General features: G+C 36.8%; 21 protein-coding genes. 14 read left to right on the top strand and 7 right to left on the bottom strand.

The window, feature by feature from the left end; all coding sequences use genetic code 11:
• Positions 1 to 95: 95 nt before the first annotated feature.
• The 6 genes from R2Q77_RS06740 (at position 96) to R2Q77_RS06715 (ending at position 11,432) form a co-directional block, all read left to right on the top strand.
• Entirely contained in the window at positions 96 to 3,290 is a 3,195-nt protein-coding gene (locus R2Q77_RS06740) for a SusC/RagA family TonB-linked outer membrane protein (RefSeq protein WP_316802955.1), read from the top strand.
• Between the two features lie 12 nt (positions 3,291 to 3,302).
• Positions 3,303 to 4,751 (top strand): RagB/SusD family nutrient uptake outer membrane protein, encoded by a 1,449-nt coding sequence (locus tag R2Q77_RS06735; protein ID WP_316802954.1) that lies wholly within the window; start codon positions 3,303 to 3,305, stop codon positions 4,749 to 4,751.
• 10 nt (positions 4,752 to 4,761) lie between these two features.
• Entirely contained in the window at positions 4,762 to 5,226 is a 465-nt protein-coding gene (locus R2Q77_RS06730; RefSeq protein WP_316802953.1) for a hypothetical protein, read from the top strand.
• A gap of 7 nt (positions 5,227 to 5,233) precedes the next feature.
• Positions 5,234 to 8,050: a M16 family metallopeptidase gene (locus R2Q77_RS06725; RefSeq protein WP_316802952.1), complete on the top strand. Its 2,817-nt coding sequence runs from the start codon at positions 5,234 to 5,236 to the stop codon at positions 8,048 to 8,050.
• Positions 8,051 to 8,057: 7 nt separating this feature from the next.
• The gene (locus tag R2Q77_RS06720; protein ID WP_316802951.1) at positions 8,058 to 9,818 is read left to right on the top strand and encodes a hypothetical protein; all 1,761 of its coding nucleotides are present in this window, start codon (positions 8,058 to 8,060) and stop codon (positions 9,816 to 9,818) included.
• Between the two features lie 165 nt (positions 9,819 to 9,983).
• Positions 9,984 to 11,432, top strand: coding sequence for an amino acid permease (locus tag R2Q77_RS06715; RefSeq protein ID WP_316802950.1), 1,449 nt, complete (start codon positions 9,984 to 9,986; stop codon positions 11,430 to 11,432).
• A gap of 55 nt (positions 11,433 to 11,487) precedes the next feature.
• Here R2Q77_RS06715 and R2Q77_RS06710 read toward each other — a convergent pair whose 3' ends face one another.
• The 3 genes from R2Q77_RS06710 to R2Q77_RS06700 are packed head-to-tail and all read right to left on the bottom strand — an operon-like array spanning position 11,488 to position 13,342.
• Positions 11,488 to 12,105 (bottom strand): response regulator transcription factor, encoded by a 618-nt coding sequence (locus R2Q77_RS06710; RefSeq protein WP_316802949.1) that lies wholly within the window; start codon positions 12,103 to 12,105, stop codon positions 11,488 to 11,490.
• A complete protein-coding gene (locus tag R2Q77_RS06705) occupies positions 12,102 to 12,875 on the bottom strand; it encodes a sensor histidine kinase (protein WP_316802948.1) in 774 nt (257 codons plus the stop codon). Before R2Q77_RS06705 ends, R2Q77_RS06710 begins: the two co-directional genes overlap by 4 nt.
• Complete coding sequence (locus R2Q77_RS06700; RefSeq protein WP_316802947.1) at positions 12,863 to 13,342, bottom strand: hypothetical protein; 480 nt, start codon at positions 13,340 to 13,342, stop codon at positions 12,863 to 12,865. The genes R2Q77_RS06705 and R2Q77_RS06700 overlap by 13 nt, the downstream gene beginning before the upstream one ends.
• A 16-nt stretch (positions 13,343 to 13,358) precedes the next feature.
• Here R2Q77_RS06700 and R2Q77_RS06695 point away from each other — a divergent pair, with 16 nt between their 5' ends.
• Positions 13,359 to 13,532, top strand: a complete 174-nt coding sequence (locus tag R2Q77_RS06695) for a hypothetical protein (RefSeq protein WP_316802946.1) — start codon at positions 13,359 to 13,361, stop codon at positions 13,530 to 13,532.
• Here R2Q77_RS06695 and R2Q77_RS06690 read toward each other — a convergent pair.
• On the bottom strand, positions 13,522 to 14,010 hold the full coding sequence (locus tag R2Q77_RS06690; protein ID WP_316802945.1) for a hypothetical protein: 489 nt from the start codon (positions 14,008 to 14,010) through the stop codon (positions 13,522 to 13,524). The two genes, R2Q77_RS06695 and R2Q77_RS06690, sit on opposite strands and share 11 nt — an antisense overlap.
• A 295-nt stretch (positions 14,011 to 14,305) precedes the next feature.
• On the opposite strand from R2Q77_RS06690, the gene R2Q77_RS06685 reads away from it, so the two are divergent.
• Positions 14,306 to 15,787, top strand: a complete 1,482-nt coding sequence (locus R2Q77_RS06685; RefSeq protein WP_316802944.1) for a hypothetical protein — start codon at positions 14,306 to 14,308, stop codon at positions 15,785 to 15,787.
• 129 nt (positions 15,788 to 15,916) lie between these two features.
• Here the strand turns inward: R2Q77_RS06685 and R2Q77_RS06680 are convergent, their stop codons facing one another.
• Both R2Q77_RS06680 and R2Q77_RS06675 read right to left on the bottom strand, forming a co-directional pair.
• Positions 15,917 to 16,885 carry a YeiH family protein gene (locus R2Q77_RS06680; RefSeq protein WP_316802943.1) on the bottom strand — a complete coding sequence of 323 codons (969 nt, stop codon included), beginning with the start codon at positions 16,883 to 16,885 and terminating at the stop codon, positions 15,917 to 15,919.
• 70 nt (positions 16,886 to 16,955) lie between these two features.
• On the bottom strand, positions 16,956 to 17,852 hold the full coding sequence (locus R2Q77_RS06675) for a LysR family transcriptional regulator (RefSeq protein ID WP_316802942.1): 897 nt from the start codon (positions 17,850 to 17,852) through the stop codon (positions 16,956 to 16,958).
• A gap of 470 nt (positions 17,853 to 18,322) precedes the next feature.
• Between R2Q77_RS06675 and R2Q77_RS06670 the strand changes: the two genes are divergently transcribed.
• Entirely contained in the window at positions 18,323 to 19,276 is a 954-nt protein-coding gene (locus R2Q77_RS06670; protein WP_316802941.1) for a M57 family metalloprotease, read from the top strand.
• A gap of 64 nt (positions 19,277 to 19,340) precedes the next feature.
• Here R2Q77_RS06670 and R2Q77_RS06665 read toward each other — a convergent pair whose 3' ends face one another.
• Positions 19,341 to 19,904 (bottom strand): 5' nucleotidase, NT5C type, encoded by a 564-nt coding sequence (locus R2Q77_RS06665; RefSeq protein ID WP_316802940.1) that lies wholly within the window; start codon positions 19,902 to 19,904, stop codon positions 19,341 to 19,343.
• An 81-nt stretch (positions 19,905 to 19,985) separates the two neighbouring features.
• Here R2Q77_RS06665 and R2Q77_RS06660 point away from each other — a divergent pair, with 81 nt between their 5' ends.
• The 5 genes from R2Q77_RS06660 (at position 19,986) to R2Q77_RS06640 (ending at position 25,643) form a co-directional block, all read left to right on the top strand.
• Positions 19,986 to 20,735, top strand: a complete 750-nt coding sequence (locus tag R2Q77_RS06660) for a DeoR/GlpR family DNA-binding transcription regulator (protein WP_316802939.1) — start codon at positions 19,986 to 19,988, stop codon at positions 20,733 to 20,735.
• Between the two features lie 454 nt (positions 20,736 to 21,189).
• Positions 21,190 to 21,867 carry a response regulator transcription factor gene (locus R2Q77_RS06655; RefSeq protein WP_316802938.1) on the top strand — a complete coding sequence of 226 codons (678 nt, stop codon included), beginning with the start codon at positions 21,190 to 21,192 and terminating at the stop codon, positions 21,865 to 21,867.
• Positions 21,868 to 21,871: 4 nt separating this feature from the next.
• On the top strand, positions 21,872 to 23,218 hold the full coding sequence (locus R2Q77_RS06650) for a HAMP domain-containing sensor histidine kinase (RefSeq protein WP_316802937.1): 1,347 nt from the start codon (positions 21,872 to 21,874) through the stop codon (positions 23,216 to 23,218).
• Positions 23,219 to 23,274: 56 nt separating this feature from the next.
• Positions 23,275 to 24,543, top strand: coding sequence for a TolC family protein (locus tag R2Q77_RS06645; RefSeq protein WP_316802936.1), 1,269 nt, complete (start codon positions 23,275 to 23,277; stop codon positions 24,541 to 24,543).
• A 5-nt stretch (positions 24,544 to 24,548) separates the two neighbouring features.
• Positions 24,549 to 25,643 (top strand): efflux RND transporter periplasmic adaptor subunit, encoded by a 1,095-nt coding sequence (locus R2Q77_RS06640; protein WP_316802935.1) that lies wholly within the window; start codon positions 24,549 to 24,551, stop codon positions 25,641 to 25,643.
• Positions 25,644 to 25,651 lie beyond the last annotated feature (8 nt).

Genomic DNA, 25,651 nt, shown 5'->3' with positions numbered 1-25,651 from the left:
ATTAAAAAACAAACACGTACAAAAATATGAAACATTTCCTTCCCGGCAAATGCATGGGAATATACAGGTCATTTAATAGAAACACGCTATTAGTTATGAGGTTAACTCTTTTTTTATTAATTGTCGGCACACTGGCGGTAAGAGCCACAGGATACGCCCAAAAAGTGACCCTATCTGTTCGTAATGCAGATATGGAGCGTGTATGTTTAGACATAAAAAAGCAAAGTGGCTTTTTCTTTTTATATGATGCAGACGTACTAAAAAAATCAGGATTGGTTAGCATGGAACTTAAAAATGCCAACCTTACCCAAGCCTTGCAACAGCTTATCAACGGTAAAGCTTTAAATTATCGGATTATTGATAAAACAGTTATCATCAGTGAGGCTAAACCAAATGAAAAAGAGCAGCAGGATGACATTACCATAAAAGGTACTGTAAAATCAAAAGAAGCACCGGGGAGCCCCGATTTATCCCTGCCGGGCGTAATCGTTACCGTTAAAGGTACAAAAAACGTGGTTTCTACCAATAACAATGGTTCCTTTACCATTCAGGCACCTGCCAATGCTACACTGGTATTTTTCATGCTGGGTTACGGAACAAAAGAAATTCCTGTAAACGGAAATAAAATTATTAATGTGGTATTACTGCAAACGGCAAGTGAACTCCAAGAGGTAATTGTAACCGCATACGGCACATTTGAAAAAAAAGAAAATCAGATTGGCAGTGCCGCCCTGGTTACAAGCAAAGATTTGGAACGGAAACCAACCAATAGAATTGATCAGCTTATAGAAGGACTTGTGCCTGGTTTACAGTATGAGGTGCAGGAAGGAACAGCAAGTAGTGCAAGGCCAAGATTTCAGACCAGAATACGGGGTGAGGCTTCTTTTGGTGCTTCAAACGAGCCGCTTTGGGTTTTAGACGGCATCCCCATAAAAACAGGGAACGAAACCAACCAGACTTTAGGTACAAACACAAGCATTAGTCCGCTTACTTATTTAAACCCTAATGATATAGAATCTGTAGTGGTTTTAAAAGACGCTACAGCAACGTCTATTTATGGTGCCGATGGCTCAAATGGTGTAATTTTAATTACCACAAAAAGAGGAACTGCCCATCAAAATTCGGTTAATTATAGTTTCAGAACTGGAATTAACCTGATTACCAACAACAAATTTCATGTTTTAAACGGTGATCAGTACAGGGAATTATTTACTGAATCTTATCAAAACAATACTTCGTTTGATCAAAGTAAAATGCCAGATCTTGGCAACACCAATACCGACTGGTATGATGTGTTTTTTAGAAATGGAATTACCACACAACATGATCTTTCATTTTCTGGCGGTACAGAAAAAACCCGTTATTATATATCTGGAGCCTATTTTAATGAAAAACCAATTATGATTAAAAATCAAACACAAAGGTTTTCGAGTAGGATTAATATAGACCAGAAAATTAATAAATCCATCAATATGTTTTTCCGTTTAGGAGCATCATATAACATCAACAATCTTTTTAACCCTGGCAACAGTTATTATATTAACAGACCAATTGATAGTCCGTACAACCCGGATGGAACGTATGTTTTAGCGTTCTACAATAAACTGTCTGACGCTGAATATAACGACAACAGGCAAAAAGCAACGGCTATTGAGGGAAATATTGGAGGTACTATTAAAATTTTGCCTTCACTTAGCTTTACCAGTACCAATGGAATTGATTATACAAAAATTAGAGAAAATATTTACAGCTCTATATTTGCTTATAGCGACAGAGGTGTTGGTTACGCATCTAAATCGAAAACCAAAAATTTCAACTGGAATTCTCAGCAACGCTTCAATTTTGATAAAACCATTAAGCAGCATGAATTTTCTGCATTATTAGGTGCAGAAGCTAAAAGTGAGGATCGTGATACATACGGCAGTAATGGTTCGGGATATGTTTCCGACGACATCCGGGATGTGGATTTGGCCAAAGTAATTAAATATATCTATACTGGTGATGAAAAAACCGGCATCTCTTATTATGGCCAGTTTAGATACACATTATCAAACAAATACAGCCTTTTAGGAAGTTTTAGGAGAGATGCGAGTTCCGATTTCGGTTCTGATGTTAAATGGGCAACATTTAACTCTATTGGCGGTGCCTGGACCATTAGTAACGAAAATTTCTGGAAAGTTAAACAGATTGATTTTGCCAAACTGAAATTGAGTTATGGTACCAATGGAAACTCGAGAATAGGCGCCTATAAATCCAAAGGAATTTACGACTTTTTAACGAGCGATCAGTACAATGGTTTACAAGGTGCTGTAATGAGTTCGGGAGAAAACCCGCTTTTATCCTGGGAAACCACTTACATTGTAAATGGCGGGCTTAGTCTTGGTTTTTTCAAAAGAATATCCATGGAAGTAGAATTCTACCAGAACATTACAAAAGGCATGCTCGATGCGGTTGATGTAACGCGTACCACTGGATTTACCAGAATTTTACAAAATATCGGCTCGGTAAAAAACAGCGGAATTGAAGTAACCCTAAATACACAAAATATTATTAGAAAAGATTTTGAGTGGAGAACGAAATTCAATATTGCACACAATAGAAACAAGATTTTAAAATTGTACAATGGCAATGATAAAATCCTGGATAAAGTAATCCGAAGAGTTGGAGAAGATGCCAATACATTTTACCTGGTACGTTGGGCTGGTGTTGATCCGCGCGATGGTAACCCACTTTGGTACGATGCCAAAGGCAATATTACCAGGGTATTTGATTTAAACAACCGGGTTGCCATAGGCTCGCCCACGCCTGATGTTTTTGGGGGCATGACCAATACCATCCAGTATAAAAACTTTTCTCTTTCTGCGCTTATGATTTATAACATAGGTGGATACGCTTTTAGCGATTTGCAAAGGGATTCTGAATCAGATGGCCGGAATTTATTAGATAATAATCAATCCGCCAACCTGTTAGATCGATGGAGAGAACCCGGTGATTTATCCAATATTCCAAAAACGGTACTAAATGCCAATGAAAACAATGCCCGTAATTCAACCCGGTTTTTGCACAAAAAAACAAGCTTACGCCTTCAAAATGTAAGTGTAAATTATAGCCTGGCCACTTCTTTCGTTAAAAAAATCAAACTTGCGCGTGCCAGTGTTTATTTACAAGCCGATAACGTAGGTTTCTGGACACCATACAGCAGCTCTTCAGACCGAAACGATTACAAAAACTCATTTAATCCTTACCCGCAACCACTTGTTCTTTCATTTGGTTTAAACGTTGGTTTATAATTTAAAATGGAGATGAAAAAAATTATTTATACAATAGCCTTACTCGTAATATTTTGCAGCACCTTAGTTTCCTGCAAAAAATTCCTCGAAAAACAACCCATTGGAAAAACAGGGAAAGAAACCCTTTTTGAAACAGTAGATGGTGCAAAAATGGCCACCCTTGGCGCTTATAATTTAATGCTTACCTACTACAAAAATAATTTTGGTATGTACGGAGATGTGGCATCAGATAACCTGGTTGCTGCAAGCAGAACTTCTGTCCTCCTGGCGCAGTTTAATTTTCAGAGTAACGTTACCGATGATGCTTTAGCCGTTGGTACCATCTGGTTAAATATTTACGAAACCATTAACAATGCCAACAACATTTTAGCCGCTGTACCTGCACTTAAAACAAAGTTTCCTAACCAAACCGCAACCTTGGATTCTATTTACGGGCAGGCTTTGGTTATAAGGGCACTGGGTCATTTCGATTTAAGCCGTGTTTATGCGCAGCCCTATAATTTTACTACGGATGCATCGCACAATGGTGTACCCGTATTAACTAAAACTCCGGCGCCAGGTGAATTCATTGCCAGAAAAACCATGAAAGAAACTTACGATCAGGTTATACAAGATTTAACGGATGCACTCCCGTTTTTACAAAAATACGCCAATCACAATACACAAACTGGAATAACCTACCAGGCTGCCCTGGCTTTACTTTCGAGGGTATATCTGTATAAAGGCGATTGGGCTCAATGTATCAATTATTCAGATCGTATAATCAACGATTCTGCCTATAAACTTGCGGATGCCACTGGCTATAAAGCTTCTTTTAATACCTATTTCGGTAATACAAGCCAAAAAACTGAAGGTATCTTTCAATTAACCAATAACGGCTTTAACGTTTCTACTTCAAGCTTATTCTCCATTTTTTCTGATTTTACTGCTGCTCAATATGCAGCTTCAGTAAAAATTAAAACACTTTTTGATAGCGACGATATCAGGTTTACAACCATGTTTACCAATCCCACTACTGGCGATAATGCAGGAAAAACCTTCACTAAAAAATACGGCGATGGTAGTGTAACCACACTTACACCACAACTCATTCAGGTAGTTCGCCTATCAGAAGTTTATTTAAACCGCGCGGAAGCTAAATGGAATCTGCAAAAATATGCGGAAGCAGCAGAAGATATTCGGATAATCTCTCAGCGTGCACATCCCAACAGAACCATAACTATAAATTATGTTTCAAATGACGATTTATATAAACAAATTGCCAATGAAAGAAACCGTGAACTTTGCTTTGAAGGACATCGCTTTTTTGATCTTGCGAGGCGAAAAGAAAACCTGTTACGGGGCACCGATTGTAATGCAACCACCTGCAGCCTTAATTACCCAAATAACAAATTTGTGCTTCCAATACCTTCTAAAGAGGTTGAGGCAAACAAAGCAATGGTTCAAAACCCTGGATATTAGAATTAAGAAAATGAAAAATAAAATAATTGGTTTAATGGTACTGGGTTTTACCCTGGCCATTATAATAACTTCCTGCAAGAAAGAGACGACGCCTTACAATACCCCGTTTTTTCACATTATGGTGGATAACAAAAGTGAAGTTGAAGTGCTCTCTAATCGTAAAGACACGGTAAACTATACGGTTTATTTAAGTGCAGAATTACAATTTGACCCTATAAATGTCCAGTATCAGGTAACCATTGGCGACGGATTAAAAGAAGGTCGGGATTTTGAATTGCTAACCAAAGGTACTGCCCTTACTTTTCCACAGGGAATATTTGAACGCCCTGTTCAAATTGCCTGGAAAGAATCTGCATTGGACGTTACAAAAAACAATACCATTACCATTTCCCTGATCAGCAACAGCAAAAACTACACCATGGGGCTTCCGGGCCCTGATCAATTACAGAAAAGGCTGGTAATTACTAAAAAATAAAGAATAGATGAAGAATATAAAATTTATACTGTTACTGGTACTTGGCACCTCATTAACAGCCATTAGTACATTTGCACAACAATTAACGTCAGATCCGGCTTTACTAACAGGAAGACTTAAAAATGGCTTTACCTATTACATTTATAAAAGTGAAAAGGCAAAAGGAAATTCGGTTTTAAGACTGTTTGTAAATGCAGGATCACTTCAGGAAGATCCAGACCAACTTGGATTGGCCCACTTTATAGAACATATGGCTTTTAATGGAACCAAACATTATTCTAAAAATGATGTGATTGAGTTTCTGGAATCTAAAGGCGTAAAATTTGGCGCAGATTTAAATGCCCACACCAGTTTTGATGAAACTGTTTATAAAATCAGCATCAATACTAAGGATGAAAAAAACCTTGAAAAATCTATCGACATTATGGGCGACTGGGCTTTCGGAGTTACTTTTGACAGCCACGAAATAGACAAAGAGCGAGGGGTTGTTATTGAAGAGTGGCGAAGTAAACAAGGGGCTGAAAACCGTTTAAGAGAACAATATCTGCCGGTTTTATTCAATAAATCGAGATATGCTGAACGTTTACCGATTGGTAAGGTGGATATTTTAAAAACTTTTAACCGCCAGCGCATTGTCGATTTTTATGAAAAATGGTACCGCCCGGATTTAATGTCTATTGCTGTAGTAACCGATATTGATCCAAAAAAAGTAGAGCAGTACATTCAGGCCGAATTTAATCAGTATCAAAGCAAAAGCAAAGCCCCAAGGGTTTATTACGAGTTGCCCGTACACCGCGATACTCTTTTCTCTATTATTACCGATAAGGAAGCACGGTCCATTGATTTAAGCATGTTTAATAAAATTAAATCTTTTGGCCCCATTAAAACAGAACAGGATTACAAAACACAATTAACCAGGTCTTTCTTTAATGCACTTGCAAAAAACCGTTTCAGCAGAATTGCCCAGCTTCAAAACACTTACAATGATGGTGGCATTTCTGTAAGCAATATCGTATTGAAAAATGGTATTGTGGCGGGAAGTGTTTCTTTATATCACGATCAGATTAATGAAGGTATTGCCCAATATTTAAAAGAGGCGCAACGCATTTCACGTTATGGTTTTACCAGTGATGAAGTAAATAAATTTAAAGCAGAATACCTTTCCATTATTAAACGCGCAGCCGCAGCGGATGACAAAACACAGCCAGAAGCTTATGCAAATGATATTCATGATCTTTTTTACAATGGAAATGTGATGTTATCCAGATCAGAACGCAATAAATTAGCTTTAAAATACGCGAACCAAATCGATTCAACAACCTTAATTAATTTCTTTAAATCGGTTAATAAACCGGGCAACACCGTTGTATTGTTAACCGCGCCAGAAAAGGATGCGGCAAATTTACCTAACCAGGCTGCTTTAAAAGTAATGTTTGCAAAGGCTGAATCAGAAAAAATCGTTCCCTGGACTGATAGCCTTACCGTTCCGGCCAAATTATTAGCAAAAGAGCCTTTAGCGGGAAAAGTGATTAAAGAAGAAATGATTTCTGCTGTAGGCGTTACCAAATGGACACTATCCAATGGTACCACGGTTTATCTTAAACCAACTACAGAGAAAAAGAATTACATCTCTCTTTCGGGCTTCAGACGTGGTGGTATTTACGCATTAGATTCTACTCAATTTATTACTGCACAATTCGTTAAACCTGTAACGGGTTTAAGTGGTGCCGGAGAATTTAGCCGCAGGGCTTTAACACAATATCTTTCAGGAAATTCGGCTTCAGCAACCTTGGTATTATCCAGTACCCGCGAAGGTGTGGTTGGAAGTGCTGACTGGAAAGATGCTAAAACCATGTTCCAATTGCTTTATTTGAAATGGAACTACCCTAATGCGGATCCGGTAACTTTTGAGCAAAGTAAAAGAAAAAGTATCGAAACGCTCGAAAACAACAAGCAATCTCCAAGTTATGCTTACAATAAAGCTCTGGCAGAATTGTTAAAAGGCGACGATGATTATACTTCTGACTTTTCTGTTGAACGCATCAATAAGGAAGTTAACTTTAATGAAATCATACCGATTTTTAAAAGTCGTTTTGGTTCAGCCAAAGATTTTCAGTTTGTAATTGTTGGTGGTTTTAACCCCGACAGTATTAAACCTTTTGTAGAGCAATATCTGGGTGGTATGCCAGCGGGTAATTACAATAAAAATTTCGAATATAAAGGTCCTGTTGCCAGCGATTCGGCTAAGGATGTTTTAGTTTTTGCCGGAGCTGCACCAAAAAGTACTGTAAATTTATTTTACCAAAGCAATAAGGTTAATTATGATTATCCGGAAATATTAGTACAAACGCTTTTACAGGAAGTATTAAAAGTAAAACTTCGTTTAAACCTTCGCGAAGAAAATTCGGGTGTTTATGGCGTGGGCGTATCCATATCTTCAACCAGCATTCCTTCACCTTTAATCCGTTCAAGAATTACATTTGGTTGCGCACCGGAATCAGCAGATTTTCTAATTAAACAAGCGCAAATAGAGGTTAAGAAAGTAGCCGAAGATCCAACCTATTTTATAAGTGATTTAAACAACATTAAGGTACAGCAAATTGACGGATATAAAAAACAGGCCGATAAAAACCTGTTCTGGAGTTCATCGTTAAGAAATCAGTTCTATTTTGGCTTTAAAGACTTTAGCTATTTCAATGATTATGAAAACATGATCAATAAAATTACGCCGGAAATGGTTTCTGCTTACGCAAAAAAATACCTGATTGAAACTCCGGTAATTAAAGCTGTACTAATGCCCGAAAAATCTAAACCCATAAACTAAGCAACCGATGAAAAATATTAAATTCAAAACAACTTTATTCCTGCTGATTATGGCCGGAATATTCGGTGCCTGTAAAAAAAATCCGCTGTCTTATAGCAAAGAGATGGTAACCTTTAAATTTATTATTAAGGATGATCTTGGTGCAGAAAAAGAATACAATGGGGTAATTTCTGATGCAGAGATTGTAGTAAACCTACCCATTAATGTAGATGTAACCAATTTAAAAGCCAGCTTTGCAGTAGATAATGAACGTACTATTGTAATGGTAGGAAGTGAAGTGCAGGAAAGTGGCATTTCTGAACAGGATTTTACAACACCTGTAAAATATAATGTGAAGGCAGAAGATAAAAGCATCAAAAGTTATTCTGTACGTGTAGACAAGCAAGTTTCACTAAAATCTTTTGGCTTTTATAAAGAAGATAACCCGGCCTTATCCACAAATTACGTGGGTATTATCAGAGGATTGGCCGTACAGGTAAGCTTACCCGAAACCGTTAACCTAACTACATTGGTTGCCCGTTTCGAAACCTCTGCCGGTGCAAGTATGAAAGTAAATACAACCCTCCAGGAAAGTAAGAAAACTCTTAATGATTTCACAAACCCGGTAACCTATACTTTCACCCAGGCTTCTTTACCTACCCCGTTAGATTATACAGTTTCTATTTCAATTTTAGGCCGTCAGTGGAGTTTAATGGGCACTGATCTTACCGGACTGGTAACGGCTACTGGCATTAAAATGGCGGTTAATCCAATTAATAACTTTCCATATTTTATTTATCAGCGCAGTGGAAAAGACGAGTCGGGCGTATCCATTCCTACAGATAATAAAAAAATAGCAGTGATAGGTTTTTCAGGTTCCTCCTGGTCTAATATTGGCGCTGTAACCGGCATTTCTGAATTCAGGGCCGATGTACCCGGAATCGCCTTCAGTAGTGAAGGTACGCCCTATATCGCATATAAAGATTATTTAAACGGAGATCAGAAAGCAACCGTACAAAAATATAATGGCTCTGCCTGGACAGTTGTTGGCGGCAGTCGATTTACCCCTATTAAAGTGGATTATTTATCACTTGCATTATCCTCAACGGATGTTCCAACAATTGCCATGGCCAAAAATGGCACCGATGCATCAGGCGTTCCGGCAAGGGGTTTATATGTTACCAATTATGGTTCGTCATGGAATTCCATTACCCCTCCAGGAGGTATTACTATTTTTTACGACCAGATTATCAAAGGTCTGGATGGAAAAATTTATGTAGGTATAATGGATAGAAGCACAGGTGTAAACAAGCCATCCTTATATAAATATGATAATAATGCCTGGGTAGCTGTTGGCCCAACATCTTTTACGGCACCTGATGGCCTGGTTGGTTTCCAAACGGTAAGCGTTGCAGTAGATAAAAATGGTGAGGCCTACCTTGCATTTCAGGTTGCACCATCATCAGGAAGATTAAACCACGTAATGAAGTTTAATAAGGAAACATCAACCTGGCAGGAACTTGGCAATGCAGTATCAAGCGGCGGCGAGAAGGATAAATTTGCACTTATTGTAGATCAGGACGGTATACTTTATTTCGCTTATGCCAATGCATCTTCAGTTTCGGTTAAAACTTTTAACAAAGAAACCAACAACTGGAATACAGAACGTAAGGTAATTAAAGAAAAGGTTAATGAATTTGATATGCAGGTAGCTCCTAATGGAACTATTTATTTAGTGGCGAGTATCGCTTCCGATAATAAAACCGTGGTTTACAAATACGCGAAATAGATTTTTTTAATAATTAAAGCTCGACCCATCATAAAGAAATTTATGGTGGGTTTTTTATTTCATCAGGATAAAAACTTAAAAAGAATATTTTTTGCTTTTTAATGGCAGGAATGGATATAAGTTTACATTTTTGTTGAAATTTTAATCAGATCAACTCATAAGACATTGAAGGAAGATAACGAAAAACCCGAAAAACAAAAACTTCAAAGGGGTTTACAAAACAGGCATATCCAGTTAATTGCACTTGGTGGCGCCATTGGCACCGGTTTATTTTTAGGCATTGGTCCTGCAGCGGTGCTTGCTGGTCCATCTGTAATTTTAGGTTATGCCCTTGCCGGGGTAATTGCATTTTTTATTATGCGCCAGTTGGGCGAAATGGTTGTAGAAGAACCTGTTTCAGGCAGTTTCAGCCATTTTGCATATAAATATTGGGGTTCTTTTGCAGGTTTTGCTTCAGGCTGGAATTATTGGGTATTGTATATTTTGGTCAGCATGTCTGAGTTAACTGCAATTGGCATTTACGTACATTTCTGGTGGCCCGAAGTTCCCTTGTGGACCTCAAGCTTATTTTTCTTTGTTGCCATAAACGCTTTAAATTTAACTTCGGTAAAAGTTTACGGCGAAGCCGAGTTCTGGTTTTCTATTATTAAAGTAGTGGCCATTATTGCGATGATAATTTTTGGTATTTATTTATTATTAAGTGGAACCGGCGGAGAACAAGCTTCTATATCCAACCTATGGAATGATGGAGGCTTTTTTGCTAAAGGTTTATTAAATGGCGATGGAAAAGGCCATTACCAGGGTTTATTTGCAGCCATAGCCTTAATTATGTTTTCTTTTGGTGGCTTAGAGCTTATCGGAATTACAGCAGCTGAAGCCGAGCAACCTGAAAAAACAATTCCTAAAGCCACCAACCAGGTAATTTACAGAATTCTCATTTTTTATGTTGGTGCATTGGTTATTCTTTTTTCCCTTTCACCATGGAAAAATATTACAACCGATAGCAGCCCTTTTGTTATGGTTTTTGAAAGCTTAAAAGGCTTTCAGTTTACATTAGCTGGCAAAACCATTTATTTTACCAGCATTATTGCCAATGTACTTAATCTAATTGTTTTAACTGCGGCATTATCAGTTTACAACAGCTGCGTATACAGTAACAGCCGCATGCTTTATGGATTGGCTGAGCAAGGTAATGCACCAGCCTTTTTATCCAAACTCAACAAAAGCCACGTGCCCGTAAAAGCCATTTTAGTATCTGGCTTATTTGCAGCCATCTGTATTATTGTAAATAAACTTATCCCAAAAGAAGCACTGGAAATTTTAATGTCTTTAGTGGTTTCATCACTCATTATTAACTGGCTGATGATTAGTATTACACACTTAAAATTTAAAAAAGCAAAGCAAGCTGCTGGGATTAACACCAGGTTCCCTTCTTTTATATATCCAATATCAAATTACATTTGCCTTGTTTTTTTAGTTGGCATATTGGTTATGATGTGGATTACGGGCTTAAAAATTTCAGTAGAGTTAATTCCAGGATGGTTAGTGCTCTTGTACTTGTGTTACCTTGTGGTAGATAAAAGAAAGCAAAAAAACCAAAATAAACAGGCTTAAAATATCAAGTCTGCATTAAATTAAAAACCTGTATTTCTACCAGAATCACAGGCTTTTAAGGTAAAAGTTTATTATTAATTGCAAATGTAGCAAGCTGGCTAACGCTGTTGATGCCCATTTTTTTAAAAATATTTTTTCGATGCGTTTTCACCGTATGTTCGGATATAAAAAGCTTATCCGCAATTTCAGCACTGGTTAATCCATTCACAATTAATTTAATAATTTCAATTTCCCGCTCACTTAAGTTATAAACCGGGTGATTGTTTGGTTCAAGAAAATCGTTAATATTATCAAAATAAGATTTACTGTTTAATACCCTTTCAATTGCATCAATAAGGTCTTTACTCCCGCGGCTTTTAAGCAGGCAACCATCGGCCCCAACTTTAATCAACTGGTTTATATAGGTTTTCTCCGGAAACATGGTTAAAATAATCACCTTTGTTGCCGGGTGGTTCTTTTTAATCCATTCGGTGCACTGAATACCGTTCATCCTGGGCATATTTATATCCATTATCACTACATCCGCAGGCTTATTTACCATTAAATCAATCAGTTCCTGACCATCGTTAGCCTTGCCTTCAATTTTTAGCCATGGCTGTGCTTTTAAAATTTCAATTAATCCATCTACCACTATGGCATGATCGTCGGCTATGTAAACAGAAATCTCGTTCATAAATTACTCAGTTCTATAATGTAAGTAGTGCCTTTACTGGTCGAGTCGAATGTAAGCTTACCTTTAATGTAACCAACCCGCGAATGGATATTATCAATACCCATCCCTGCATTTGTAATTGTATTTATTTCAAAACCTTTACCATTATCCTCATATATTAAAGTAATTTCATTCTCTATCAAGGTAACTTCCAGCCTTACTGCTGTAGCCATGGCATGTTTTAAGGTATTGGTAAACAGTTCCTGGATAATCCGGTATAACTGTATAGAAATACTTTCGGCCACAGGCTGCGCCAGGTCAACAATAGTCGTCACTTTTATTTTACCCGAATCGGTAATGGCCTCGCAAAGCTGCTCAACAGCAACCTTTAAACCAAAACCCGATAAGGTTCTTAAATCAAGTGCATGAGAAAGCTTTCTAATTTCGTTGCCAAGGCTTTCTGTTAATCCATTAATTTTGCCATTTAACCTCTTAACCTCGTCAAAATCATTCTTCGCCACAGATAAATCGCTGTAAATTTTAAGTGTGGCCAGTAAACCACCAACGTTGTCGTGCAGTTCTTCGGCAATTCGCTTCCTTTCCTGCTCCTGTCCTTTAATTAAAGAATAAACGGATTGAAGTTCCTGCTGCTGCATTAATTTTTCTATTTCCTGATAAGCGTTGGCTTTAACAGCAAGTTTTCGCTGATAGATGTACACAAAATAAATAATGGCAATCATCATCAGCACCATCGATGACGTACCCAGGATGAGATAAATCAGATCTGACATTGTAAACGGGTTAATAACAAACCATAACTGATGATTATATTTTTTAAAATATTAGATACCGATTGAAAAACCCAGGCATTATTAAAAAAGCCTTCCGGTTTACCTGATAATATTTCGGTGCCCATTAAATAAGTAAACAGCGAACCTGATGCATAAAATAACCAGGCAGCGGCAATAATAAAAGCCGGCCTGCGCTCTAAAGGTGTATAGTCTTCATCATCCTGATATAATTTATAAAAATAAAGCAGGCCCATAACGATAAGCAAAAGCATATTTAAGGTCCATGCCACTGAATTAAAAATATAGATGTTTTGTATGAAGGCCGAGTTAATGCTATTAAATATAAACAGAACCACAATTGCCCAATAGTTTATGCGTTGATGAATGAGATAACTGTAAAAACAATAAACCATTGATATTTCTATAAAAGCCAGCAAATGATACACTGGCATACTGTTGAAATACATTTCTGCGAGCATTAAAGTGAAAATTTTAAGCGGTGCAGAAATTAAAAAAAAGATGCCCATTATATTAAAAGGCATCTTTTTCGGAGCGAAAAAAATCCAACAAATTAAGGGTAAGCATTCAGAAATATCAGATATTGATGATATAGAAAAGATGATTTCTTTAAAGCTTACCATACCCGTTATTTTATAACCAAATCTGTTGAACTAATGGTTAAACCGCACTGATTTGGGCAAGGGCGCGATTCACTTAAAATAAGGTCCTCTTCTACAAGCCTGTAAACCCCGTACAAATCTTCACCTGAAGCTAAAACCGGCATTAGAAACACATCCCTGAAGGGCCCGTCTTTGGGTTCCAAACCAAATTCAGGATCATGCCGTAAACCATAGCCATAATAAATACGGATTCCTTTTATTTCCTTTTCCTCTTGATCTACTTTATTGTTGTATTCATCGATATTGTCGAGCAGTTTTCTTACTTTATTCAAGCCGAATGTATGTCCAAAAATAATTTCTTTAGCGGTAGGATCTGGAATTCTTGCATCCACGAAGTAGGCTTCTAAAGATTTTATGGCCTCGTTTTGCTTAATAAATTTGCCCGCATTTTTAAGGTTCACGGGCATTCTGCTGCAGCGTTCTTCGCCTACTGCTTTTTTGATTGAGTGTGACATGTTAATTTATTTTATGGTGTATGATTAATGTATTAAATGTTTAGAATCCGCTTCATCTTCACAAATCATTTGCATACCCAAAACTCCAGCTAAAAATGAATCCCTGCAATACCGCCCGGGTGGTATATTTCATTTAAGCATCCCATAAAATAACCAGGTAACCCCCTCACTTATAAAAATATACATTTTATTAAACAATACCACCCCTATTTAAAAAAATCACCCCTGCGGGGTATTGTTTAGAGGCTACGGATGCCAGTAATTTTGGATAAACAAACTCAAAATCACTTTACAAATGAAAACACTACGCTCAATTATGATTATACTGGCAATAGGCTGGTGTAACCTGTTAATGGCACAAACCGCTGGTGATGTGCTTGAACACGGCATTAAGATTCAATCTGACAAGAAAATTTTCTTTTACTATGACCAGGACGACTTTAAGGTTTACATTGGAAAAAGCCTTGAAGACAAAACCAATTCGGCTAATTTTTTGCCCGTTAAAGATTCGACCATTTACTTAATACAAGACAATGGCATTAACCTCTACATGCGCCCCGTGAATCCTTTAAACTATAGTTATACAGGTGTAAGCACACTGGTGATAGACCCTGTAAGAGAAGCGGCGACTAAAGCACTGAGTTCCATTGGTGATGTTATTACTGCAGCTATGAAGCCTGATAAAACTATTATTTCAAAAGAATTTGCAAAAATTTGGGGCTTAACAACTTTACAGGTAGATGCTGCTAAAAATAGCAATCTTTCATGCGAGAAATCTGATACAATTAAATCAAAACTTAATTCAATAAAGCAATTACTGGAAATAGATAAAAAAACCAATCAAATAATCATTTTTAAAGATTTAAAAGCACTTGATTTTATAGATGAGCAGGAAACCGTGGACAGCGTTAAAAGTATTGGCATAAGGCTTAATACTATTGAAAACCACTATTCATTAATTATAAAAAGAATTAATAATTTACGGGAAGAAATTAAAAATTACGAATGTCCGAATCAAGATCTTTATATCTCAAAATATATCTACAATGATATTTTAGACAAATTATTAGCCGCCTACACAGAGCAGAAAAAAAGGCTCGATAATTCAACCTCTGTATTTAACCTGGTTAAAAAGGCACAACAAACTGCAAGCAAGGGAGGTAATGCAGCAGGATTAGGCTGGTGCTTTAAATTAAACAATGCAACACCATCAGCTGGTAAAGTTTCCATTTATGATATCTCTTTAAAAGAAACCGGATATAAATTATCTGATCATCAGGAAATTGTAGCTTCAGAAACCAAAGACAAATTAAAAAAGACCTTAAGGATCAGAGCATTTAACCGTTTTATACCAGAGGTTTACGTGGGTACTGCTTTTACATTTATAAAGTATAATACTTACGGCACCACTACAGATGCAGCCGGACAGCAATACATTGGCACACCTACGGAGAATAAACTGCGGAACTTTAACGTGGTTACCATGATCAATTTTAATTATTTTATTGAGAAATCAGATTTGCATCCATTTTTTCAGATCGGCGCAGGTATTAATACTGGCATCCCCGACTTTTTAACTGGTGCAGGTATACGCATCAATTCAAACGGACTTAAAAGATTGGCTATATCAGGCGGTATCGCTATGACCTGGGTTAAAGAACTGGATAAACTTAAGGTTGGCGATAAGGTATCAGGAACAGATGATATAGAAAAGGATTTACAATTTCAGTTTACCTGGCCCCCCAAACCTTACATTGCCCTGCAATATAAATTTTAGCACAGCGCGCAAATTTTAAAAATTAAAAAACCGCTGGAATTTATCCAACGGTTTTTTAATGAATTGCGCGTTTAAAAAGTTAATAAATAAGGTTATTATCCCATAAAACAGATGAGTATATTTCCAACATTAAAACAAATAAAATACGGCTGTTAAAGCCGTTACAGAAATCATTACCCAAAGCATAAGCCCTTGTAATAATGGCTTTAAACCTACACTTTTTAAAATACGGAAAGATAAACCACTTCCAATTAAAAACAAGGTTAGGGTTAACCCTATTTTTGATAGATACACCAAATAAGGCGCAAATAAATGGCTTGATGAAATATAGGTATTTGCAAACAAAGCCAATATAAAAAAGCCAATAAAATAAGGAAATTGCACCTTAGATTGGTTGCCTTTAAACAACACAACTGCTAAAAATGTTAAAGGCACAATCCACAAAGCACGGGCAAGTTTTACCGTGGTTGCAATTTCTAAGGCATGTGCGCCATACCTGCTTGCCGCCCCCACTACCGAACTGGTATCGTGAATGGCTATTGCGCACCACATGCCAAATTGCGTTTGCGAAAGATTAAAGGCATGCCCTATAACGGGAAAAATAAATAAGGCAACTGAGTTTAAAACAAACACGATGCCCAGCGCTACTGAAATTTGTTTTTCCTGAGCGTTAATTGCAGGTGATAAGGCCGCAATGGCACTTCCACCGCAAATTGCCGTTCCGGCAGCTATCAGAAATGAAGTTTTCTGATCATTTTTCATAAACTTCCCTAATAAATAGCCAGCAACCAATACCAATACAATTGAACACACTGTAAGTAAAAAACCTGATTTACCTGCTTGCAAAGCTGTATTAATATTCATTCCGAAACCCAATCCCACTACAGATATTTTTAAAAGAAAATTCGTTGCCTTGTGATTGTAAGCCGGGAAAGGATGATCCATTAACTGGGCATAAACCAATCCCATAATCAATGCAACCGGCGCCGTAACGATCGGAAACAGGCATATACCCACTCCTATTAAAAATATAACTTTATTGAAACGGCCAAACCGCTGAACAAATTTATGGCCGGTAGTGTATTTAATTATTTTCATATTCTTTGTTTTATAATACAAAGGACATGAATCTTCAATAACCAATCAAATGACAAATATTAATATCAAATTACTTTAAGTTATAGCCCGACCGCGCAAACTTTAGAAAATTTTGGCTCAAAGCATCCTGCATGCCGTGCAAATGAATAAAGTAAAAATAGCGTTCCAATTTCAGATCCTTAACATCAACAACAATTAAATCGCCGTCATGCAGTTCCTTACTAACGGCGTGCACAGAAATAAAGGCCAGGCATGGCGAAAAGGACAGATAGGTTTTAATGGCTTCGGTACTTCCCAGATGAACATCAACATTAAGTTCCGAAAGTTTTAGGCCAATATCTTTTAAAGCATGGTCGATTACATCGAGTGTACCAGAACCTGGTTCCCTTAATACAAATCTTTGATTAAGAAGAGCCTCAGGTTTAATTTCCGTTTTTTCGGAAAAAGGATGTGCTTTGCTGCAAACTAAAACAATTTCATCTTTTATAAATTCAGTATAGCTGATTTGTTGATTTTTAACATGCCCTTCAACAATTGCAATGTCAATATCCTTATCCAGAATAGCTTGCTCTATTTGCTGTGTATTGCCGTTAATAAGCAATATCCTGGTTTGTTCAAAGTGATTTTTAAAATCGGCAATTAAAGGCACAATCACATATTGCGCAATGGTAGAGCTGGCACCCAATCTCAGCAATCCAGTTTGCTGTTTGACCAATGCAAGCATTTCAAATTCTATATTTCTGTATATGGCGAAAAGATTTTCAGCCTGTTTATAAAGAACTTTTCCTGCATCAGTTAATTTTATTCTATTTCCATTTCTCTCAAACAGTTTGTTTTTATACTGTTCTTCTAATTCCTTTATATGTTTAGTAACTGCTGGTTGTGTAATAAACAACTGATTTGCAGCTCTGGTAAAACTCAGCTCTTTAGCAACTCTATAAAAAACCTCTAACCGAAAATCTGCCATTGATAAAGATTGGATTAAAATAAAAACAAGTTTATAAAGATATTAATTCTTTTAAGTTGTGGGGTGTTTTATGGATTAGAAGGATGCCAAACAATCGCTTAAAAGGTCAGGCCCAAATCAGCGTATTATTTTTCATGTAAAAAAACAACACTAAATCATACAATTAGCGATTTAAAACAAATACAAATATAGTTTCGTGTAAAAAAACAAAATTCATATTTCGTAATTAAACTGTTACCATATATTTGAGCAATCATCCCGTTTAAAATGTTGTCTAACTTAATTTTTAAATATGAAAGGGATAATTACGGCTTTTAAATAATATTAACCATATTATTTATATCACAAAAACGGACGAGTCTTAGTTCGCCACAAAACAATTTATTATTTTTTTCGCGAAAAATTTAAGCCATTGTTTGCCTATACGCATAAGATCAAATAACTATAAATTTCTAACTTACTACTAACCTATGAAAACCATTTTTTTAAAATCTAAAGTAAGCTATGCGCTTATTTTACTGGCCGGGACAGCAATTGCCATCAGCTGTAAAAAAAATAACAATACAACTACTCCACCTACGGAAGAAACAACAGAAATAACCAAAAGCGAATTATCTGCGATTGCCAAAGCTGGTTTTTCTCCTTTTAACGTAATAAAAAAAGATGGTGGCTACCTTGTTGAAGGTGATATTTTCTTAGATGCAAAAAACCTTGCAGCACAACAAGCCGTTGTAAGTGATTTAATTAATAATAAACCAAGTACCGAACAATACCGTTCAACCAATATTGTGAGTGTAAATACCTCAAGAGAGTTAAAAATAAAGGTCGATGCCGGTACTTCTCAAACCGTATTTACAAAAGCAACAACAGAGGCCATCAAACGTTACAATGACCTTAAACTTAAATTAACTTTTAGGCTTTTAGCGGCTGCCTCTACAGAGACTGCGGATATTGTGATTAATGGAGCAGACCTTGGTACAACTGAAAACGGAAACACAATATTAGGTCAATCTGCTGGTTTCCCTACTAATGGAAACCCAGCCTCACCAATTAAATTGAGTAGCGTGGTTTATAATGCCAATTACACCAATAATAATTTATTGGCTACTGTAATTGCACATGAAGTAGGCCATGCAATTGGGTTCAGACACACAGATTATATGAACAGAGCATATAGCTGTGGATCTTCTTTCAGCGCGGCAACAGTAAGGTACTATAAAAAATTATATCCAACCCGCAGTTTAGAAAACGAGGAAGATATTGCGTTTATAACAAACGATCTTAGTCCGGGTGCAATATTAATACCAGGTACACCTTCAACTCCTGATCCAAAATCGTGGATGTTGGCTTGTTCTGATGGAACCAACCGTCCATTTACAACCTACGATCTTGTTGCAATCAAAGGACTTTATCCTGTAAAATAATTAACCACACATTTGATCTTATAAAAGGGTAACTGAACCATCAGTTACCCTTTATTATTAAAAACTAAGCACTTGTACTTTCGGCCAAATGCTGAATATTGCTAAATAAAGTTTTAACTTCATTCCAACTACTCACCCTTTCATGCCGGTCTATATTGCTGTTGTGTGCAGCGCTAAACATAATGGCTCGCCCTTTGCAAAAATCGAGGTTTTTACAATGGTCATCAATTAAGTAATCGGTATCAATCACACTTTTATCTCCACACATGATGATATTTCTCCAGGAGATAAAAGGAAAATGCTCTTTTAACCATTCATATTTTTCCAAAAGAGAAAGCGGAAACTCCATTGCAGCTGTTACAATATAAACGTCAAAATCTTGCATAAGTTCTTTTACTACCTCAACTGCATTGGGCATTACGGGCAGCGTACGGAAGAATCCAGCTGTATTTACAAATCTCCATACCGCATCCTTATCCGGAAAAGCCTCAGGCTCAGGCTTACCAAGCATATCTTCCCGGCTAATTAAAACACCATAATCTCTTTGGTACCATTTTATAAATTGTGCTTCTATATCTGCTAAAACACCGTCCATGTCTATAGCAATTGTTGGTTTTGTATTTTTCATTTTGCAATTATTTGCAACAAATATATTAATTATTGCAAAATATTGCATTATATCGCAAAAATTATTTTTTATATTTGCTTAATGATAAAGGCAGAAAGACAGGATTTAATTCTCGAACATTTATTAAAAGATAAAAAGGTATTATTAGATCAAATTAGTAAGGTGCTAAAGGTGTCTGAAGATACCGTGCGAAGAGACATTAAAGAACTGTCGGATAAAGGCTTGCTTAAAGCGGTACGTGGCGGTGCCATACAAAGATCTTCGATGCCAATTCATTTCAAAGACCGCCAAAATATTGATGTTGCCCATAAAAAAATAATTGCCGAAAAAGTATTGGAATATATTAAACCGGGAATGGTTTTATTGGTCGATTCAGGGACTTCCGCCCTCGCAGTGGTATCCAACTTACCAAAAGACATTGCACTTACAGTAGTAACAAATAGTTTTCCGGTTGCATCTATTCTGGAAGATCATGAAAAGATCGAGGTGCTTTTTATTGGTGGTATGTTAAACAAAATTTCATTTTCTACCACAGGATATGAAACCATCCAGGCCATCAGAAACATCAGGGCTGATTTATGTTTACTTGGAATTTGCAGTATAGATTTAAATTTAGGTGTTACCGGTGCGGAATATGAAGACAGTTTAATTAAGCGGGTAATGGTTGAAACTTCAAAATGTACCATTGCACTTTCTACTTCCGACAAATTAGGTACTTCTGATTCTTTTTACATCTGCGCAGCCAACTCGCTCAATATCATTATTACTGAGGCAGATCCTAAATCGGTTAATTTAAGTGCATATATAGGTGCAGGCATTGAAATTCGATAATAGAAATCCATTTTCAACTTGTAAAACCCACCCAAAAGAAAGTTATCCGGCAGGAAAAAATTCCATCCGGTTGATCTTTTAAAACCTAAAATCCAGAAATTCTATCCTTTTTTACTGCCAAAAATAACGCAGAAAACGCTAAAACCACCAAGAATAAACACCACTCCAAGAACAAAATTTACTGTATCTCCCATGCTGTAAGGTAGGAAATCCATTTTAAAAAAAATTACATTCTGCTGATTTAATTTCAAAATAAATTTATCAAAAATCGAAAATCATCGTTTATAACCGATTAAAATGGGTTATTAAAAAAATTTATCGCTATACGTTGTAAGAAAATAAATAGAGCTGGCCTTCTTCCAATCTATAAAAAACAGTTTTTTAATTTAAAATCCTAATGCTACCGAATAGATATATTTTAGCTTTTCTAAAATAGATAATTACTTTTGTTGCTATGCTGAAAATAGGAATTGCAGAGGATGACATCAAAATTGCATTGCTTTTAAAATCTGCTCTGGAAGAAAATGGCTATATAACAACCGTTGAAAACAACGGATTAAATGCGCTGGAACTATTTTCTAATCAAGATTTTAATTTGTTGATTGTAGACATCATGATGCCTGGCTTAAACGGGCTGGATCTTTGCAAACAAATCAGAAAAACGAACCAGCATACCCCTATTTTAATGTTAACCGCGCTGGGTACTATAGATGATAAAGTTACGGGTTTAGAAAACGGCGCCGATGATTACCTGGTAAAACCATTTCATTTAAAAGAATTATTGGCAAGGGTAGCGGCCTTGTTGAGGCGCCATCAACCCAATGCACCAGAAACGGAACATGAGCTTTGGTTTGAAGATTTATGCCTTAATACTTATAACAAAGAAGTAAAAAGGGCTGGTATTTTAATAGAGTTAACGGCCAAAGAATATGTACTGCTCGAACTTTTCCTCCGCAATCCCAATCGTTTACTTTCCCGGCAATTTATAGCCGAACAGGTTTGGGAGATTAATTTTGAAACAGGCACCAACGTTATTGATGTATATATTAATTTTTTACGTAAAAAAATAGAAAAAGGTTTTAACCGGAAGCTGATTTATACCAAAATTAATATGGGCTATATTTTAAAATAACCGGATGAAGATAAAAGACAGGCTGGCACTTTATTTTACGCTAATTAGCACAACCATGCTCCTGGCCGTATTGTGCACAATCTACTTTACTTTTTTAAAATTTTTAGAAGCTGATTTTTTTACACGCCTGACCGACAGAACAATGGTTACGGCAAAATTATACCTCGAAGCGGATGAAATTTCGAGAGATGCACTTAATAAGGTAAGGCATCAATACCTCGAAAAACTAAATGGCGAGATTATTAGGGTATATGACTCTAAGAACAAAGCAACTTTTATCGGAGATGCAGCGCAATACTGGACCAGTGCAACAATTAATAAAGTGCGGAAAGCAGGCAAAATCCGGTTTAGGGATGGGCAGAAACAAGTTGTTGGAATTTACTACAAGGATAATCAAGGCGATTTTGTAATCCTTGCATCGGCAATTGATCAAAGCAGTCATTACCGGCTGGATAAATTACTCAAAATCATGGTCGTGGTATTTTTACTGATTTCGGTCATCTTATTATTATCAGGGCGTTGGGTGGCGAGCAGAATGCTTTTGCCTTTACAAAGGTTAATGCAGGAAGTAAAAATGGCTAATTCGGGCAATATGGAATTCAGGGTTTGTGAAGAAAGTAATAAAGATGAAATAAGCTTGCTGGCACACAGCTTTAACCAGTTAATGGAAGAACTGGAACAAGCTTTTACCCTTCAGAAAACTTTTGTAGCCAATGCTTCACATGAATTAAGAACACCAATTACCCGGGTAATAATGACTGCAGAACTTGCTCTATCCAAAGAAAGGGAAAAAGAGGAGTATAAAAAAGTGCTTCAGTCAATCCTGGAAGATTCAGGTAATATGGGCCATATTATTACCGGTTTGCTTACGCTTGCCCGCATGGATTTAGAATTTGCCGCTTCGCAGCTTATTGAAGTATCGATTGAAGACACCCTTCAAAACCTGCAAGAAGACTGGAAAAATAATTATGGTTTTAACCTGATTATCCATGTAAATCATCATCGAAAAACTCAGTCCATTATTAAAGCTAATCCCATTTTGCTTAAAATTGCGCTAAATAATATAATTTCAAATGCTTTTAAATTTTCCGACAATCAGCCTGTAGAATGCGTCCTCGAAAACGATTCAGCTAATTGGAAATTAAACATCATAGACCGTGGTATTGGCATTACTGAAACTGAAAAAGAGGAAATCTTTAAGCCATTTTACAGTCGTTCGGATAAAAAAGGAGGAGAAGGAATGGGCTTATACATGGCTTCTAAAATAATTTCGTTATTCAGAGGAAAAATAGAAGTAAACTCTTCGAAGCACACAGGAAGCACATTTACGATTAGTTTCCCCAAACTTTAATCCCGTTTTAATCTGCATTTAATTTCACTTTAATTCCGTGCAAATAGCTTTGCCGGATGAAGATCATCCGAATACTTTTTGCTTGCTTATTCTTACTGACCGCACAGGCAGGCTATGCACAAAGAGATCCTTTAAAACTGGATTTACTGCAAGCAGAGCGCCTTTTTTTATCCAACAATTTCGACCTTATTGCATCTAACTATGAAATTGACCAGGCTAAAGCAGAAATTATTACTGCAAAATTATTTGATAACCCTGAACTGAGTTATGAAAATCTTTTTTATAACCATGAGACTAAAAAATTCTTAGAAACTTCTTATGCAACTGGGCAATATAGTGCGCAAATTGCGCAGTTATTTAAACTTGCCGGCAAAAGAAATAAAAACATTAAGCTGGCCCAAACCGGCGTTAAACTTGCCGAATTTGAATACTTTGACCTCATCAGAACGTTGCGTTTCCAGTTAAGAAGCACCTTTTATAAAACCTATTATTCGGAGCAAACGCTAAAAGTATATGAACAGCAAATTGGTTCGGGCCAGCAATTGTTAAAAGCATACGAACAACAGCTGGCGATGGGAAATGTTGCCCTGAAAGACATTCTCAGGATCAAATCTTTAGTAATTGGACTTAAAGCGGAAAAAACTGAATTGTTAAATAATTTAGAAGATAATTACAAAGACCTTAAACTATTGTGCGGAATTTCGGCAAATCAAGCCATTAGCTTAATGGTAACTCCGTTTGATCACGAATCTCTGATAGAAAAAATCCCTTATGCGGTGCTGTTAGATTCTGCACAAACCAATCGGGCTGATTTAAAACTGGCAAAAGCTACTCTTTTATACAACGAAACAAACCTCAAGCTGCAAAAAGCAATGGCTATACCAGATGTAGAAGTATCGCTGAGTTATGATTTAAAAGGTAATTACCCTGAAAAATATACTGGTTTGGGCGTTAAAATTCCGCTTCCACTGTTCAACAGAAACCAGGGAGAAATTAAAAAAGCCCGCATCGGGATAGACGCCGCAACTATCAACATCAAAAAATCTCAATCGCTTTTAGAAAACGAAGTATACAACAGCTATAAAACAGCGCTCAGGGTAGAGCAACAGCATGCAGATATAGACCCAAAGTTTAGTGCAGATTTTGACCTTCTGATTACTGGTCTGATCAAGAACTTCCGTAATAGAAACGTAAGCTTAATGGAATTTATCGACCTGTACGATGCTTACAAAGAAAGTACGATTCAGCTCAATAATCTTCAATATGAACGCATGAGCACCAGGGAAGAAATTAATTATGTAACCGGTTCTAACATTTTCAAATAAATAACATGTTGATTAAAAATAAAAATATAGCAGCAGTTTTACTTTTTTCTACAGTTGGTTTAAGTTTTGCCTGCAACAAACACAAAGTACCTGTAACAGCAGAAAAATTTGTCATCACAGATTCTTTACTCAACCGCCTGCAAATGGATACCGTACAGCAGGCCAACAGCAAAACAGATTTGACATTCTCTGCCAAAATTACGGCTGATGAAGAGCATAAATCTGATATTTTCCCTATGGTAAGCGGAACTTTGCACCAGGTAAATGTTAAACTGGGCGACCAGGTTAAGCAAGGGCAAACTTTAGCCACACTTTCAAGTTCTGAAATGGCAGGTTTTGATAAAGAAGCCACCTCTGCATCCGCCGAACTTAAGAATGCAGAACGCACTTTAAAACAAGCCGAACAGCTATTTGAAAGTGGTATATCGTCTGCCAAAGAATTAGAAGAAGCTAAAAACGATTACCAGGTTAAAAAAGCAGAGCTAAAAAGGGCCAGTTCGGTACTTAAGCTAAATGGCGGCAGCAACAGTGGAACATATAACATCAAATCGCCGATAAGCGGGTTCATTATTCAGAAAAATGTAACCAGTAATATGCAGCTTAGAGGCGACAATGATAAAAATCTATTTACAGTGGCTGATCTTTCGACGGTTTGGGCTATGATTAATATCTATGAATCAGACATTTCGAGAATTCATGAGGGAGATGAAGTTAGCATCTCCATCTTATCTTATCCTGACAAGGAGTTTAAAGGTAAAATTGATAAAATTTACAATATGATTGATCAGGACAGCAAGGTGATGAATGCTCGCGTTACCATTTCCAACCCTGGCTTTATGCTCAAACCAGGCATGCTGGCCACTGTAAAAGTTGCAGCTACCTCGGGCACTAACTTACCTGTAGTAAATTCTCGTGCGGTTATTTTTGATGAAAATAAAAATTACGTTTTAGTACTCAGCCCGGAAAGAAAGGTAAGCATACGGGAAATTGAAATCGGACGAAAAGCAGCCGATAAAATTTACGTTAAAAAAGGCTTGCACCCTGGCGAACAGGTGGTTTCCTCTAAACAGGTTTTCCTGTTCGAAAGCCTGAAAAACTAACCTATTTT

Source organism: Pedobacter nototheniae, from assembly GCF_032678625.1.
Classification (GTDB): Bacteria; Bacteroidota; Bacteroidia; order Sphingobacteriales; family Sphingobacteriaceae; genus Pedobacter; species Pedobacter nototheniae_A.
The sequence above is the reverse complement of the archived record's forward strand: the minus strand, read 5'-3'. Positions and strand labels throughout refer to the sequence as shown.

Bases quoted from the DNA above. Each gene is read 5' to 3' on its own strand.
- R2Q77_RS06700 (WP_316802947.1), bottom strand. From the start codon at position 13,342: ATGTATTTCAACAGTATGCCAGTGTATCATTTGCTGGCTTTTATAGAA.
- R2Q77_RS06650 (WP_316802937.1), top strand. From the start codon at position 21,872: ATGAAGATAAAAGACAGGCTGGCACTTTATTTTACGCTAATTAGCACA.
- R2Q77_RS06675 (WP_316802942.1), bottom strand. From the start codon at position 17,852: ATGGCAGATTTTCGGTTAGAGGTTTTTTATAGAGTTGCTAAAGAGCTG.
- R2Q77_RS06690 (WP_316802945.1), bottom strand. From the start codon at position 14,010: ATGTCACACTCAATCAAAAAAGCAGTAGGCGAAGAACGCTGCAGCAGA.
- R2Q77_RS06645 (WP_316802936.1), top strand. From the start codon at position 23,275: ATGAAGATCATCCGAATACTTTTTGCTTGCTTATTCTTACTGACCGCA.
- R2Q77_RS06660 (WP_316802939.1), top strand. From the start codon at position 19,986: ATGATAAAGGCAGAAAGACAGGATTTAATTCTCGAACATTTATTAAAA.
- R2Q77_RS06670 (WP_316802941.1), top strand. From the start codon at position 18,323: ATGAAAACCATTTTTTTAAAATCTAAAGTAAGCTATGCGCTTATTTTA.
- R2Q77_RS06735 (WP_316802954.1), top strand. From the start codon at position 3,303: ATGAAAAAAATTATTTATACAATAGCCTTACTCGTAATATTTTGCAGC.
- R2Q77_RS06740 (WP_316802955.1), top strand. From the start codon at position 96: ATGAGGTTAACTCTTTTTTTATTAATTGTCGGCACACTGGCGGTAAGA.
- R2Q77_RS06655 (WP_316802938.1), top strand. From the start codon at position 21,190: ATGCTGAAAATAGGAATTGCAGAGGATGACATCAAAATTGCATTGCTT.
- R2Q77_RS06720 (WP_316802951.1), top strand. From the start codon at position 8,058: ATGAAAAATATTAAATTCAAAACAACTTTATTCCTGCTGATTATGGCC.
- R2Q77_RS06640 (WP_316802935.1), top strand. From the start codon at position 24,549: ATGTTGATTAAAAATAAAAATATAGCAGCAGTTTTACTTTTTTCTACA.
- R2Q77_RS06710 (WP_316802949.1), bottom strand. From the start codon at position 12,105: ATGAACGAGATTTCTGTTTACATAGCCGACGATCATGCCATAGTGGTA.
- R2Q77_RS06705 (WP_316802948.1), bottom strand. From the start codon at position 12,875: ATGTCAGATCTGATTTATCTCATCCTGGGTACGTCATCGATGGTGCTG.
- R2Q77_RS06680 (WP_316802943.1), bottom strand. From the start codon at position 16,885: ATGAAAATAATTAAATACACTACCGGCCATAAATTTGTTCAGCGGTTT.
- R2Q77_RS06730 (WP_316802953.1), top strand. From the start codon at position 4,762: ATGAAAAATAAAATAATTGGTTTAATGGTACTGGGTTTTACCCTGGCC.
- R2Q77_RS06665 (WP_316802940.1), bottom strand. From the start codon at position 19,904: ATGAAAAATACAAAACCAACAATTGCTATAGACATGGACGGTGTTTTA.
- R2Q77_RS06725 (WP_316802952.1), top strand. From the start codon at position 5,234: ATGAAGAATATAAAATTTATACTGTTACTGGTACTTGGCACCTCATTA.
- R2Q77_RS06685 (WP_316802944.1), top strand. From the start codon at position 14,306: ATGAAAACACTACGCTCAATTATGATTATACTGGCAATAGGCTGGTGT.